This is a genomic window from Jiella pacifica (genome assembly GCF_010500815.1).
Classification (GTDB): Bacteria; Pseudomonadota; Alphaproteobacteria; order Rhizobiales; family Rhizobiaceae; genus Jiella; species Jiella pacifica.
Genome location: NZ_JAAAMG010000002.1, coordinates 179,260 through 193,459 on the forward strand (window position 1 = coordinate 179,260; position 14,200 = coordinate 193,459).

Consider the following 14,200-nt stretch of genomic DNA (forward strand, 5'->3'; position numbering starts at 1 on the left):
CGGCTATAACGGCGATCAGGGAGATGTCGGATCGGGGAGGACGAGATGACGAGCCGCTATCGGGAAGTCCACAGGACGTGGCGCGAGGATCCGTATGGGTTCTGGCTGGAGGCGAGCGGAGAAGTCGACTGGACGCGGCCGCCGCAGACGGCCTTCGATCCTGAAGCTGGCGTCTACGGCCGTTGGTTTCCCGACGGCGAACTCAACACCTGCCACAACGCCATCGACCGGCACGTCGCCGCCGGACATGGCGAGCGCACCGCGATCATCCACGATTCCCCGGTCACCGGGACGAGCCGTCGCATCAGCTATGGTGAACTCCTCACCGAGGTGCAGGCACTCGCCCTGACGCTGACCGGTCTCGGCGTCGCCAAGGGCGACCGCGTCATCGTCTACATGCCGATGATCCCCGAGGCGATCTTCGCCATGCTCGCCTGCGCGCGGATCGGCGCGATCCATTCCGTCGTCTTCGGCGGCTTTGCCGCCAAGGAACTCGCCGCGCGTATCGACGACGCGGCGCCCAAGCTGGTTCTTTCGGCAAGCTGCGGCATCGAGCCGGCCCGCACCGTTGAATACAAGCCGCTGCTCGACCGGGCGATCGAGCTTGCCGCTCACAAGCCGGGTGCCGTCGTCATCAAGCAGCGACCGCAACTTCAGGCCATACTCGTCGAGGGCCGTGACCACGACTGGGACGAGACCCGCGCCGCGGCCATGGCGAAGCTCGACGGGGGCGCGGAAAGCCCCTGCGTCCAGGTGAAGGCGACCGACCCGCTTTACGTCATCTACACCTCCGGCAGCACCGGCAAGCCGAAGGGGGTGGTGCGCGACAATGGCGGCCATGCCGTCTCGCTCGCCTGGTCGTTGAAGAACATTTTCGACACCGATGCGGGCGACACCTTCTTCTGCGCTTCCGACGTCGGCTGGGTGGTCGGCCACTGCTACATCGTCTACGCCCCGCTGATCCGCGGCGCGACGTCGATCCTCTTCGAGGGCAAGCCGGTCGGCACGCCCGACGCCGGCACCTACTGGCGCATCGTCGCCGAGCACGGCGCCAAGATCCTGTTCACTGCGCCGACGGCGATCCGGGCGATCCGCAAGGAGGATCCGACCGGCGAAATGCCGAAGCGCCATGACCTCACAAAGTTCAAGGCGCTGTTCCTCGCCGGCGAGCGCGCCGACCCGGAGACGATCATCTGGGCGGAGAATGCCCTCGACCGGCCGGTGGTCGACCATTGGTGGCAGACCGAATCCGGCTGGCCAATGGTCGCCAACCCGCTGGGCCTCGGCCTCCTGCCGGTCAAGCGCGGCAGCCCGACGGTGCCGATGCCGGGCTTCGACGTCGCGGTGCTGGACCCGATGGGTCGCCCCGTCGCGGCGAACGAGATGGGCGCGATCGCCCTGAAGCTGCCGCTGCCGCCCGGCGCCCTGCCGACCCTGTGGAACGCCGACCAGAGGTTTCGCCAGAGCTATCTGGCGGAGTTCCCCGGCTATTATTCGACGTCCGACGCCGGCTTCCTGGACGAGGACGGCTATCTCTACGTCATGGGCCGCACCGACGACGTCATCAACGTCGCCGGCCACCGCCTGTCCACCGGCGAGATGGAGGAGGCCGTCGGCACGCATCCGGCCGTCGCCGAATGCGCGGTCATCGGCATGCATGACGACGTCAAGGGCGAGATTCCCTGCGGCTTCGTCGTCCTGAAGAAGGGCGCCGAGATGGACCGCGCGGCGATCGAAAAGGAGCTGATCACCATCGTCCGCGACCAGATCGGTCCCGTCGCGGCCTTCCGCCGGGTGCTGGTGGTCGACCGGCTGCCGAAGACCCGGTCCGGCAAGATCCTCCGGCGGACGATCAAGGCGATCGTCGACGACAAGCCCTTCGAGACACCGGCGACCATCGAAGATCCGGCGGCGATCGACGAGATCAGGGCGATCGTCGCGAACGGCCGATGAGGGCTACTGCGTCGCGATCCGCCCCTCGACCGTCACTGCTCCATCTTCGCCGAGCGTGATCACCACGATCTCCCCCGACGAGGGATAGACGCCGGTGAGCGCCGTGATGTTGACCTGATGGCTGACCAGCGCGGCCTTCTGTCCGGCCGCGTCGAGTTCGGCGATGCGCCGTTTCAGCGCCTCGGTCTGCGCTTGCCGGTCGCCCCTGCCGGCGAAGAAGGAGTTCAGCGACGGTTCGTTTTCGACCGGCTGAGAGCCGAGGCGCTCCGCCGTATCGCGCGCCCGGCACCACTGACTGGTCAGGACGAGGTCGACGGCCACGTCGTTCGCCTTCAGCGCCTCACCGATACGGCTCGCCTGCCGGCGCCCTTCCTCCGAAAGATTGCGCTGCGTCGCGCAGTCGCCGAGGTTGAAATCCGACGGGTCGCCCGTGCCCGGTGCGATGGCATGGCGCATCAGGAGATGCGTGCCCGCCGCGCGCGCGGCCGCCCAGGCGTCCTGTGCCGCCACGGGAGCGGCCTGGACCGCAGCCAAAGCCGCCGCCAGAATGATGCCCGCCCAGCGTTTCGTCATCGACCCCTCCGTTTCATGCCATCCGGCATCATTGCACATCAAGCAACGGTGTGGACTAGCAACTTGCGCGCGGTGTTGCCGAGGGCCAGCGGCTGACGACCAACGATCGCGTGAGCTTGTTCGTGATCGCTCCTCGCCCTCGGGTCGGCACGCGCAAGGCTGGTTCCGCTTGCGAGGTTTTCACGCTAGAAGCCGCCCGACCAATCCATCTTCGACGCCTTCGGAGCGCGCCATGAGCCAATCCCCCGACAGCGACAACGGCGAGACCAGGGCCCGGGTGCTCGCCGAGGCGCTGCCCTTCATGCAGGCCTATGAGAACAAGACCGTCGTCGTGAAATATGGCGGCCACGCCATGGGCGACGCCGAGCTCGGCCAGGCCTTCGCCCGCGACATCGCGCTGCTCAAGCAATCCGGCGTCAATCCGATCGTCGTCCATGGCGGCGGCCCGCAGATCGGCAAGATGCTCTCCCAGATGGGCATTGAATCCCGCTTCGAAGGGGGCCTGCGCGTCACCGACGAGGAGACGGTGAAGATCGTCGAGATGGTCCTCGCCGGCTCGATCAACAAGGAAATCGTCCGGCTGATCAACGCCGAGGGCGAATGGGCGATCGGCCTCTGCGGCAAGGACGGCAACATGGTCTTCGCCGAAAAGGCCAAGAAGACCGTCGTCGACCCGGACAGTAACATCGAGCGGGTGCTCGATCTCGGCTTCGTCGGCGAGCCGGTCGAGGTCGACCGCACGCTGCTCGACCTCCTCGCCCGCTCCGAGATGATCCCGGTCATCGCCCCCGTCGCCCCCGGCCGCGACGGCGCCACCTACAACATCAACGCCGACACGTTTGCCGGGGCGATTGCCGGTGCGCTGGAAGCCTCGCGCCTCCTCTTCCTCACCGACGTTCCCGGCGTCCTCGACAAGTCCGGCGCGCTGATCAAGGAACTGTCGGTCTCCGAAGCGAAGAACCTCATCCGCAACGGCACGATCTCGGGCGGCATGATCCCCAAGGTCGAAACCTGCATCGAGGCGATCGAGCGCGGCGTCGAAGGCGTCGTCATCCTCAACGGCAAGACCCGCCACTCGGTACTGCTGGAGTTGTTGACCGAGCATGGCGCGGGAACGCTGATCGTGAAGTGAGGCCGCCCCCTCACCCCGCCGGCAACGCCCTCTCCACCAGCCGCACCCAGTAGCTGACGCCGAAGGTCAGCGCGTCGTCGGCGAAGTCATACGTCGCAGTATGGAGCCCCGAGGAATCGCCGTTGCCGATGAAGACGTAGGCGCCGGGTTTTTCCTCCAGCATGTAGGAGAAGTCCTCGCCGGCGAGGAGCGGCGGGGCGGCGGGGTCGACGTTGGCGGGGCCGACGACGTCCATTGCCACCTCGGCGCAGAAGTCGCTCTCGGCGGCGTCGTTGACGGTGACGGGATAGTTGCGGTCCCAGTCGATCACGGCTTGAAGGTCGTGGGCGGCGGCGATGCCGGCGGCGATCTCGCGAATGCGGCGTTCGGCGAGATCGCGGGTGTCGGTGCCCAGCGCCCTGACCGTGCCGGAGACCTCGGCGGTGTCGGGAATGACGTTGTGGGCGTAGCCGCCATGGAACTGCGTCACCGAGACCACCAGCGACTTCAACGGATCGGTGTTGCGCGCGACGATGGCCTGCAGCGCCTGGACGAGCACGGCGCCGGCGAGGATCGGATCGGCCGAGCGGTGGGGCATCGCCGCGTGGCTGCCGCGGCCCTTCAGCGTGATGGCGAATTCGTCGGTCGATGCCATGATGGGGCCGTGGCGCATGCCGAACTTGCCCACCGGCATGCCCGGAAGATTGTGCATGCCATAGACCTTTTCCACCGGAAATCGCGCGAACAGCCCGTCCTCGATCATCGCCTTGCCGCCGGCGCCGCCCTCTTCCGCCGGCTGGAAGATCAGCGCCACCGTGCCGGAGAAGCCGCGCGTCTCGGAGAGGCTCTTGGCCGCCCCGAGCAGCATCGCCATGTGGCCGTCATGGCCGCAGGCATGCATCATGCCGGGGCGCTTGGAGGCATGGGGAAGGCCTGTCTCCTCGACGATCGGCAACGCGTCCATGTCTGCGCGAAGGCCGATCATTCGTCCGCCAGGCCCCTCGCGACCATGGATGAGACCAACGACTCCGGTCTGTCCGATACCGGTGATCACGTCGTCGCAGCCGAATTCTTGCAGGCGCGCGGTGACGAAGGCCGCCGTGTCGTTCACCTCGTAGAGCAGCTCGGGCGCGGCATGCAGCGCCCGGCGCCAAGCTTCGATCTCTGGCCTTAGGGCGGCGATTCGGTTACTGACGGGCATGATCCGTTTCCGTTCGAGGCAGGGTCCGGCGAAGGACGTCATTCGGCAGGCGTTTCGTGTGCGCGGCGGACGGGCCGACGCACGGGGCGGCCCCGTGCCGTTCGCAATGCGCGAGGCCCGGACCGCCCTGGACGGCGCGACGCAGCCGGCCGGTCTTTCGCAGTGCGACACGCAGGCGGCGGCCTGTCAACAGACCCGGCACCGGCTAAGTTGCGTCGACGAGGACGAGCACAGGAGAAATGCGTGGTGAGTCTGCCCCTCTTGCAGCGTCTGTTCTGCGGCGCGGCCCTTGCCCTCTCGGTCGCATGCATCGCCGCTCCGGCTTCTGCCAGGGCGCCGGCGGCGGCGGCCGTCGTGCCGACACCGAAACCCTCCGGCGAGGCGGCCGCAAAAGGCGAGGCGGCGCCTGCGAGCAAGCCTGCGGCCGAAAGCGCGCCGGCTCCGGCGGAACCGGGCGAAGCCGCGGCTCCGGCCCCGCCGGCGGAGGCGGACGCGGATGCCGAGGCGGCCGAGACGCCCGTGCCGGCGGCTGAGGCAAAGCCCGCCGCGGAGCCCATGTCGAGCATCGTCGTCGACGTCGCCACCGGCAAGGTTCTGTCCCAGTTGAACGCCACCGAGCGGCGCTATCCGGCCTCGACCACCAAGCTCATGACGGCCTATCTGGCACTGAAGGCGCTACGCGACGGCGACGTCCAGCTGGATTCGCCGGTCATCGTGACCCGCCTCGCGGCCGCCCAGGCGCCGAGCAAGATGGGTTATCCCGCCGGCTCGGTCATCCGCCTCGACAATGCGTTGAAGATGATGCTGGTGAAGTCGGCAAACGACATCGCCATGGCGATCGGCCAGAGTCTCGCCGGCGAATCGGAAGAAGGCTTCGTCGCGATGATGAATGCCGCGGCGGAACGGCTCGGCATGAAGGACACCCGGTTCATCAACCCGAACGGCCTGCCCGGCGAGGGGCAGCATTCGAGCGCCAAGGATCTCGCCATTCTGGCCGTCCAGATCCGCCGCGAATTTCCCGCCTTTTCCGGCTATTTCGACGTCGAGGCGATCACCAACGGCAAGGCCCTTATGAAGAACGGCAACAAGCTGCTCGGCCGCTTCGCGGGAGCCGACGGCATGAAGACCGGCTATATCTGCGCCTCGGGCTTCAACCTCGTCTCCTCGGCGACACGGGACGGCCGCACGCTCGTCGCCGTCGTCCTCGGCGCCAACGGCACGATCGAGCGCGAGCGCCTGTCGGCGGCGATCCTCCAGGCCGGTTTCGAGACCGATCCCGCCACCAAGGACGTGACGGTCGAGGACCTGCCGGTCTCGTCCGGCGAGCCGCTCGACGTCTCGGACTACATCTGCTCCCAGGTCGGCCGCACGGCGCGGGCCAACGAGCGCGTCGAGGAAAGCGACCGCGAGGAGATGTTCGGCTCGCCCTACCTCACCGAGATGAAGCGGCCGCCGGTGACGGTGAAGGTCGGCCTCGGCGGCGCCAGCGGCAACGATCTCGTCGCACCGGGCGTCTCGATCATCGCCAATTTCGGCATTCCGATCCCGACACCGCGCCCGACGCCGCCCGTGGTCGAAAGCGTCGAGAACGCCGAGACGCCTGAGCCGGGCCCTTCGATGCCGAACCCATCGAAGGAGAGCGCCGAGCCGGCCGTGGATGCCGGGACGGCCGCGACGCCTTCGCGCGAACAGCCATTGCCGACCGCCGACGGGCCGGCCGAAAAGCCCGCGGCCGTCAATTCCTACAGCGGCGGCGAGAGCCGTCTGCGGTTTCCGCTCGGCGTCCGCAGCCCGATGGCCAAGCGCGGTCCGCGCCTCGACAGCGCGGCCCGCTTCGACCTTCGGCCCGCCGCATTTGGCCAACGCGAGACATCGCCCGACCATGCGACGAACTGAGGTGGCGCGATGACCCGATCCGACTCGACGGTTCGTCCGCCCGTGAAGCTCACCCTCCTGACCGGCTTCCTCGGGGCAGGCAAAACGACCCTCCTCAACCGCCTGATCGGCGATCCGGCTCTGGCCGATGCCGCCGTCGTCGTCAACGAGTTCGGCGAGGCGGCGATCGATCCGCTGCTGATCGAGGCGGTTTCCAGCAACGGCGTGATCTCGCTGTCGAACGGCTGCCTCTGCTGCACGGTGCGCGGCGAACTCGTCGACACGCTGGTCGAACTTGCCGAGGGGACGGGGGCGGACCTCGATCATGCGCTGCCGAAGCGGGTCGTGGTCGAGACGACGGGGCTCGCCGATCCCGGCCCGATCCTCGCGGCGCTGATGTCCCACCCGGTGCTGTCGCAGGCCTATGCGCTGGACGGCGTCGTCACGGTGGTCGACGCGGCCAATGGTGCCGGGACGCTCGCCGAGCATGAGGACAGCCGGCGGCAGGTGGCCGTCGCCGATCGCATCGTCCTGACGAAGTCCGACCTCGCCTCCCCCGAGAGCCTGGCGGCGACGCGCCGTGCCGTCGGGCGGGTGAACCCGCGGGCAAAGATCGTCGATGCGGCGGCGATCGAAGGGGCCGAGGGCATTCTCGTCGGCTGCGGGCTTTCCGATGCGCTGTCGCGGGGCGAAGGCGTCTCCGCCTGGCTCGGCGAGACCGGGGACGCACATGTCGACGCCTCTTCCCCGGGTCGGCGAGGCGGCGAGGATGGCGCGAGCCATCACCACGGGAACCACGCTCACGCCGGCCATGACCATGGCGATCACCACGACCACGACCACGACCACGACCGTCGGCACGATCACGAGCATCGCCGCGACGGCATCCGGTCGTTCTCGCTCGAGACCGATCGGCCGGTTCCCTTCGACGCCATCGCCGGCTTCCTGCAGATCCTGTCCGAGACGGCCGGCAAACGCATTCTCAGGATGAAGGGCGTCGTGCTCCTTGCCGAGAGTCCCGGCCGCCCCTTGGTCCTCCATGGTGTTCAGGGTTTCATGCATCCGCCGACGCAGCTGCCGGGATGGCCGGGGCAGACGCCGCCGATGACGCGCATCGTCCTGATCGGCCAGGGTCTCGACGAGCGCTATGCGCGCGACCTGTTCTCGGCCTTCACCGGCGGGATCGCTCCCGATGCCGCGGACCGGACGGCGGTCGAGGCCAATCCCCTCGCCATTCCCGGTGTCGCCTTCCAGCGTTGAAGGAAACACCGGCATCGCGCAAACGGCGATCTCCACAGCATCAGGCAAGGGCGCCGAGGCGACCGCCCGTCCGGAATCAGTCCGTTCCGCCGACGACGATCTCGAAGCAGGTGGCGGCCTCCACCCGGCGGCTTTCGACCAGCCTGTGCCCCTCCTGGCGGCAGAGATTGGCGATGTCGAGCGCCGCCAGCGGATCGTCTGCCAGAACGCGCAGCCGATCGCCGCTCTGCATCATCTTCAGGCGCTTTTGCGTCCGGAGCACGGGCATTGGGCATCGCAGGCCTCTGAGGTCGATCTCGACGGCCGTCTCCGTCCTGTCGCCCGTTGCGCTTTTCACCACATCATCCACTGTGACGCCCGCCCACGCATTCCTATCTGTGCCGCTTGGGTCCGCCGGAGCCGGACCCGTCGTTTTCGCCGGAGAGTCCCGACCATGCCGCACTCATCTTCTGCCGACCCCCAGACGATCGTCGACTTCTGGCGCGAGGCGGGCCCGCAACGTTGGTTCGGCAAGGACGAAACCTTCGACGAGACGATCAGACAGCGCTACGGCGACCTCTACGAGATGGCGGCGCGGGGCGAACTCGACCATTGGGCCGAGAACGCCAATGGCGCCCTCGCCCTGATCATCCTTCTCGATCAGTTTCCGCGCAACATGTTTCGCAATAGTCCGCTTGCCTTTGCGACCGACGGCAAGGCCCTGGCGATCGCCCGGATCGCACTGGAGCGCGGCGATCACGAAGTCGTGGCGGAGGACGTGAACCAGTTCCTGGCGATGCCTTTCATGCATTCCGAGGCCCATGCCGATCAGGAGGAGTGCGTCGCCTGGATGGAACGAATCGGCGATGAGAGCAATGTCCGATTTGCCGAGGAGCACCGCGATATCATCGCCAAGTTCGGCCGCTTTCCCCATCGAAATCCGATTCTCGGTCGCGAGCCCACCGAAGCGGAAGAGGCCTATCTCGATCAGGGCGGCTTTGCCGGCTGAGCGTCCTTTCCGCAGCCCGGCGACCCGGGAGAGCCGGACAGTCGCTTCTGTCGCCGGAATGCTGAGGTATGCCTTGGCAGGCGCGACGATACGTCCGTCGTGGGATCTACGACGAATTGTTAAAAACTCTCTGCGAAGCTGACGGCAGGTGACACCGACGACGGCGTCTCAACGAGCGTGTTTGCGAATATGCCGAGTATGGAGCGCACTCCCATCGGGTTCGATGAACTGCCATCCGATCCGTCCCTGGGCGCCGCTTCCGCCCGCGAAGCGGAGGTGACGGACTCGCGCACCCCTCGCTCGAAGGAGCGGCGGAGCGAACGCGCGTTGCCAACGGAGTTCGACGTGGCAGTGGCGCGAAGCGGCGGCACGCGACGCTTCACGATCTATCGTCCCGAGCAGGCCTTCGGGCTGATCGAGGAACTGCAGCATCTGTCGCGTCGATCGATCGAGCCGAACGTCTTCTTCGATCCGCGATTCTTCGTGCCGGCCATGCCCCGGCTCGACGACCGAAACGTTCGCCTGATGGTGCTTCGCGACGAAGGATCGGCGCGCAGCAGGCTGCGTCTGCTGATGCCCTACACCATCGAGCGGACGTCCCCGGTGCGGGGCGTTTCGACGATCAGGGCCTGGGTCCATCCGTTCGGCCGACTGGGCACTTTGCCGCTCGACGGCGACGACCCGGAAGAGACGCTGCTGGGCTTCTTCGAAATGCTCGTGGAGGCCGGCGCAGGTCTGCCGGGCGTTCTCGTCCTGCCGGAGACCCGCACCGATGGCCGGTTTGCCGCAGCCCTTCGAAACGCTGCCCGGACGGCAGGCCTTCCGCTCACCACCGTCGATGCCTACGAGCGCGCCGGCCTGGTGAAGAGCGAAGCAGCCGACTATCTGTCGTCGTCGGTCTCGCCGCGCCGCCGACGCGAACTCCAGCGTCAGCGTCGCCTGCTGGAGGCTCACGGGCCGGTCAGCTTGCACGTCTCACGCGACGCTTCCTCCGTCAGAACGGCGCTCGAGGAATTCCTCTCGCTCGAAGCCAGCGGCTGGAAGGGCAAGGCGCGCAGCGCCATGGTGCTCGACCGCTACCGCGCCGCCTTCGCGCGCGAGTCCGTCAACGAGATCGCAGCCGACGGTCGGGCCCGGATCTATACGCTGCTCGCCGGGGCACGGCCGGTGGCGAGCCTCGTCGTCCTCATCCAGGCAGGCCAGGCTTTCGCCTGGAAGATGGCCTATGACGAAAGCTTCGCCAAAGCCTCGCCGGGCCAGCAACTCATCGACGAGACGACCCGCGCCTTGATCGCCGATCCGGCGATCAAGGCCGCCGATTCCTGCGCGATGCCCGACAATCTCGTGATGAACCGCTTCTGGCCCGAGCGTCTGCCGATCGCGATCCACGTCGTGGGCCTTCGCCCCGGCAGCGACAAGGCGGTGGAGGCGGCCGTCAAGGGCATCGCCCGCGGCAGTCGGTCGCGCAACCTCACCCGGATCGCCCGCGAATGGGTCAGCGAGACGCTACTGCGGCGCTAATGCCACCGGCTGAGGCAACGACGTCGACGCGTTTGCCCGTCGCGTGACCATCGCCGCCTCGCAAGGCGGTGGCGGCCTTGCATTCGCCGCCCCTCGGCAGTTAATTCGCGTCATGGCAACGATCTTCTGCATCAACGGACCGAACCTCAATCTGCTCGGAAAGCGGCAGCCGGCGATCTACGGCACCGAGACGCTGGCCGACGTCGAGGCGCGGCTGCAAAGGACGGCGGACGAACGCGGCCACGCGCTGCGTTGCCGCCAGTCGAACCGGGAATACGAGATCATCGACTGGATCCACGAGGCGCGGGAAGCGGCCGAGGCGATCCTGATCAATCCCGGCGCCTTCAGCCACACCTCGGTCGCGATCCTCGACGCGCTCAACGCCTTCGAGGGCTGCGTCTTCGAGGTCCACATCTCGAACATCCACAAGCGCGAGGAATTCCGCCACCATTCCTTCGTCTCAGGACGGGCGGAGGGCGTGATCGCCGGCTTCGGGACAAAGGGGTACGATTTCGCGTTGTTGCGCGCGGTCGAACTCATCGAGGCGAACGCCAAGGGCTGAGCTCGGGGCATCGTTTGCTCGGACGCTCCGGCATGCCGAGAGGGCGCAGGAACGGTGGCGCCCGTCAGCCGGCCTCGCCGGCTGTGACCCGACGGCCGAAACTGCGCGCCAGAAATGCTTCCAGCCATCTGAGGATCGGCGCGTCGTAGACGCCGCGGCCGTCGAAATGGGCTCGGCGCGCCTGCGCTCCCGGCAGGCGCAGCCGCTCATGCCCGCGGGTTGTCCAGCGATGCATCATCGCGAGCGTCAGTTCGGCGTGAAACTGGACACCATAAGCCGCCGGTCCATACTGAAACGCCTGGTTGGGATACCAGTCGCCCTCGGCCAGAAGCTTGCCGCCCCGCGGCAGATCGAAGCCTTCCCTGTGCCACTGATAGACCATCTCCGGCCAGTGACGCAGGACCTGCCGTCCGTGCGGCGTGACGCGCAGCTGATAGTAGCCGACCTCCGCGTAGCCCTCGGGATGGGAGGCGACGCCGGCCCCGAGGTGTTTCGCCAGCATCTGGGCCCCGAGGCAGATACCGAGGAACGGGCGCTCCTCGGCCAGAGGCACCTTCAGCCAATCGATCTCCGCCTTGATGTAGTCGTGCGCGTCGTTGGCGCTCGGCGGTCCACCGAAGACGATGGCGCCGCGATGCTCGTCGAGGGTTTCGGGAAGCGCGTCGCCGAGCACCGGCCGGCGGATGTCGAGCCGAATGTCGTGACGCTGCAGGACCTGGCCCACTCTCCCGGGCGTCGACGTCTCCTGGTGCAGCACGATCAGCATGGGCCGGGTGTCCGCCGCGTCGAGAACGTATTCCGGCTGCCCCAAGTTCGGGGCCGGCGCCGCATCATTGGTCGGTGAGTGCTCGTGAAATGCCATGGCTCTATGGTGCAACCCGGTCGTTGCGTCGGAAAGCTCGGTTTTCATCACCCTTCGGCTACGCCGCAAAGGGCTTCGATGCAAGAAAAGCAAGTCGCGTGCCGACCGGGCCTCGGCGGCGGTCGATCCTCCGCCCCTATCCGCTCTTGCGACCGGCCGCCTCGTGCTTCATCAGCATGCGCTCGCGGGTCGAGACGCCGAGCAGCTCGGAGATCCGCCAGATGAGATTGTCCTCGAGCTCGTGCACCTCCCCGTCCGCATAGGTCACCTCCCACAGGAGTTCGACGAAACGAATGCGATGGTCCTCGCCGAGCTCGCGTTTGAGGACCGAGGTGAACTGGTAGAGGTCGACCGACTGCTGGTCCGCCAGCTTGCCCTCCCCCGCCAGGCGCTCGGCCTCCGTCACCGAAAGCCCGAACTCCCCGCCGAGGACGTCGATCAGTCGCTGGCGCTCTTCATCGGTGACGATGCCGTCGGCCTCGATGATGTGGAAGAGCAGAGCGGCGCTCGCCACGCGAACCTCGTGCTCGCGGCGGTCGCCGCCATTCTCGTCGCCGACGACAACCGAGCGGAAGAACTCTTTGATCTGCTCGAACATGCGTCCTCGTCGTCTTGGCCAGCCCCTCGCGGGAACCTTCGAAGCGACTTCGACCGCCTCGAAGGATCTCGCGGGAATAAATCAGCCGAACCGCGCTTCCTTGCGCTCTGGGCTGCTAGGACCGAATTCGGCCTTTGGTGTCGGGGCCGGCTTGCCGGTTTCCGCCTTTTTCGACGATGCCGCCGCGCTGCCATTGCTCGGCGCTTCGGCCGATTTCGCCGCAGGCGATTCCGGCTGCGAGCCCGCCGGGCGAGATTTCTCAGCCGATTTGCTTTCGCCCGAGATTTCGGACGTCGCGCCGCCCTCGGCCGAATGCGAGACCGGTTTCGGCGCGGACGCTGCTTCGGTCGCCACAACCTTCGTTTCGTCGAGAACATGCGCCTGCGCGGAGATCACCCGATGCGGCGGCGACTTCCATTCGAAAGCGTCGAGATGCCCTGTGACCGGCGATATCGGGGCCCAGTGCTCGGAAACGACGCCGTCGGCCGTCCAGGCCGGGTCGCGCGGCGCGCGGATCGCCTTGGCCATCCACTCGCGCACCCGCCCGACTTCGCCGGTGTCCTCTTCCTCGATGTCGGCGAGAAGGAGATAGACGCTTTCGCGCGGTTCGATCTCGGCCGCTTCCAGCGCCGACTTGCGGGCGAGTTGGAGGTCGTGAGCGTCGAGCGCCGCCCGGGCCAGGCAGATCGCCGATTCGACATGGCCCGGCCGAAGGCTCGCCAGATGGCGCGCCCGCTTCAGCCGATCCTCGACCGAATCACCCGCGCGCGCCGATACATAGGCATCGGCGACCTCCGGATGGGGCCCATAGGTCCAGCTCTTCTCCAGCACCTTCACCGCCTTGCGCAGATCGCCGAGACGAATGCAGGCCTGCGCCGCCACCAGAGCGGCGGGCACCAGCTCCGGCGCGAGATTGTGGGCCTCGAGGGCCGCCGCCTTCGCTGTCTTCGGGTCCGCCTCGACATGCTCCATGGCCTTGGCGGTCAGAAGCACGGCGCGGCTGCGTTTGGATTCGTCGCGATCGATCAGCCGGGTGTTCTTCTGGGCTTCGAGAACGTGGATCGCACCGTCCCAGTCGCCGGCAAGCGACTTGCCTTCCAGCACTGCGCCGCCTGCCCAAGGGACATGCGGTGCCAGGCGAACCGCCCGTTCGGCATAGAAGCGGGCGGCATCCTCGTCGCCGACGCGCTCGGCCTCGAGATAGAGGCCGCGCATGGCGAGAAGACGCGTCTCGGAATCGCCCTCCATGCTCTGGAACACCGAGCGTGCATGGGCGTGATCGCCCTCGATCATCGCCGTCTGGGCGTCGAGGAAGCGGATCAGCGGCTCCTTGCGCTTGTCGAGCAGCTTCTGGCTGCGCTTGGTCATCCGTCGTGCCTCGATCGCATCGCCGGCCCCCGCGGCGATGATGCCGCTCGACAGCGCAGCGTACCCCTTGTCGCGGCGCCGCGCCGCGAAGTAGCTGTTGATCGTATGGGGCGTGCGGAAGAAGGCCGAGATCAGCCAGACGACGAACATCACCGCGACGATGACGACGGCGAGCCCGATCAGGAAAACCATCAGACTGGTCTGGACCGTCTGGCCCTGCCAGTCGAAGGTGACCGAACCGGGATTGTCCGCAAGCCAGCCGAAGCCCAGGGAAAGCGCCAGAATGACGAGGAAAAAGGCGAGAATTCGCAGCATTGAGTCTTTCCCG

13 protein-coding genes are annotated in these 14,200 nt (G+C 67.3%); 7 read left to right on the forward strand and 6 right to left on the reverse strand.

The features are described from left to right. Positions 1-45: 45 nt before the first annotated feature. Positions 46-1,953 carry a propionyl-CoA synthetase gene (locus GTK09_RS03555; protein ID WP_163461123.1) on the forward strand — a complete coding sequence of 636 codons (1,908 nt, stop codon included), beginning with the start codon at positions 46-48 and terminating at the stop codon, positions 1,951-1,953. A 3-nt stretch (positions 1,954-1,956) separates the two neighbouring features. Here GTK09_RS03555 and GTK09_RS03560 read toward each other — a convergent pair whose 3' ends face one another. Next, on the reverse strand, positions 1,957-2,526 hold the full coding sequence (locus GTK09_RS03560) for a histidine phosphatase family protein (RefSeq protein WP_203560874.1): 570 nt from the start codon (positions 2,524-2,526) through the stop codon (positions 1,957-1,959). A 232-nt stretch (positions 2,527-2,758) separates the two neighbouring features. Here GTK09_RS03560 and argB point away from each other — a divergent pair, with 232 nt between their 5' ends. Continuing rightward, positions 2,759-3,658: an acetylglutamate kinase gene (gene argB, locus GTK09_RS03565; protein ID WP_163461124.1), complete on the forward strand. Its 900-nt coding sequence runs from the start codon at positions 2,759-2,761 to the stop codon at positions 3,656-3,658. 10 nt (positions 3,659-3,668) lie between these two features. On the opposite strand, the gene GTK09_RS03570 is transcribed toward argB, so the two are convergent. Beyond that, on the reverse strand, positions 3,669-4,838 hold the full coding sequence (locus tag GTK09_RS03570) for a M20 aminoacylase family protein (protein WP_163461125.1): 1,170 nt from the start codon (positions 4,836-4,838) through the stop codon (positions 3,669-3,671). A gap of 243 nt (positions 4,839-5,081) precedes the next feature. On the opposite strand from GTK09_RS03570, the gene GTK09_RS03575 reads away from it, so the two are divergent. Next, a complete protein-coding gene (locus GTK09_RS03575) occupies positions 5,082-6,734 on the forward strand; it encodes a D-alanyl-D-alanine carboxypeptidase family protein (protein WP_312869601.1) in 1,653 nt (550 codons plus the stop codon). 9 nt (positions 6,735-6,743) lie between these two features. Next, complete coding sequence (locus tag GTK09_RS03580; protein WP_163461126.1) at positions 6,744-7,973, forward strand: CobW family GTP-binding protein; 1,230 nt, start codon at positions 6,744-6,746, stop codon at positions 7,971-7,973. 76 nt (positions 7,974-8,049) lie between these two features. On the opposite strand, the gene GTK09_RS03585 is transcribed toward GTK09_RS03580, so the two are convergent. Continuing rightward, positions 8,050-8,310: a sulfurtransferase TusA family protein gene (locus GTK09_RS03585; RefSeq protein WP_312869602.1), complete on the reverse strand. Its 261-nt coding sequence runs from the start codon at positions 8,308-8,310 to the stop codon at positions 8,050-8,052. Between the two features lie 96 nt (positions 8,311-8,406). Here GTK09_RS03585 and GTK09_RS03590 point away from each other — a divergent pair, with 96 nt between their 5' ends. The 3 genes from GTK09_RS03590 (at position 8,407) to aroQ (ending at position 11,044) form a co-directional block, all read left to right on the forward strand. Further along, on the forward strand, positions 8,407-8,961 hold the full coding sequence (locus GTK09_RS03590) for a DUF924 family protein (protein ID WP_163461127.1): 555 nt from the start codon (positions 8,407-8,409) through the stop codon (positions 8,959-8,961). Positions 8,962-9,306: 345 nt separating this feature from the next. Next, a complete protein-coding gene (locus GTK09_RS03595; RefSeq protein WP_163461128.1) occupies positions 9,307-10,482 on the forward strand; it encodes a GNAT family N-acetyltransferase in 1,176 nt (391 codons plus the stop codon). Between the two features lie 112 nt (positions 10,483-10,594). Next, the gene (gene aroQ, locus GTK09_RS03600; protein WP_163461129.1) at positions 10,595-11,044 is read left to right on the forward strand and encodes a type II 3-dehydroquinate dehydratase; all 450 of its coding nucleotides are present in this window, start codon (positions 10,595-10,597) and stop codon (positions 11,042-11,044) included. A gap of 64 nt (positions 11,045-11,108) precedes the next feature. Here the strand turns inward: aroQ and GTK09_RS03605 are convergent, their stop codons facing one another. The 3 genes from GTK09_RS03605 to GTK09_RS03615 all read right to left on the reverse strand — a co-directional run bounded on the left by GTK09_RS03605 (position 11,109) and on the right by GTK09_RS03615 (position 14,187). Further along, on the reverse strand, positions 11,109-11,810 hold the full coding sequence (locus GTK09_RS03605; protein WP_246217683.1) for a glutamine amidotransferase: 702 nt from the start codon (positions 11,808-11,810) through the stop codon (positions 11,109-11,111). 232 nt (positions 11,811-12,042) lie between these two features. Further along, positions 12,043-12,504, reverse strand: a complete 462-nt coding sequence (locus GTK09_RS03610) for a tellurite resistance TerB family protein (protein WP_163461131.1) — start codon at positions 12,502-12,504, stop codon at positions 12,043-12,045. Positions 12,505-12,585: 81 nt separating this feature from the next. Further along, positions 12,586-14,187 (reverse strand): heme biosynthesis protein HemY, encoded by a 1,602-nt coding sequence (locus tag GTK09_RS03615; protein ID WP_163461132.1) that lies wholly within the window; start codon positions 14,185-14,187, stop codon positions 12,586-12,588. Positions 14,188-14,200 lie beyond the last annotated feature (13 nt).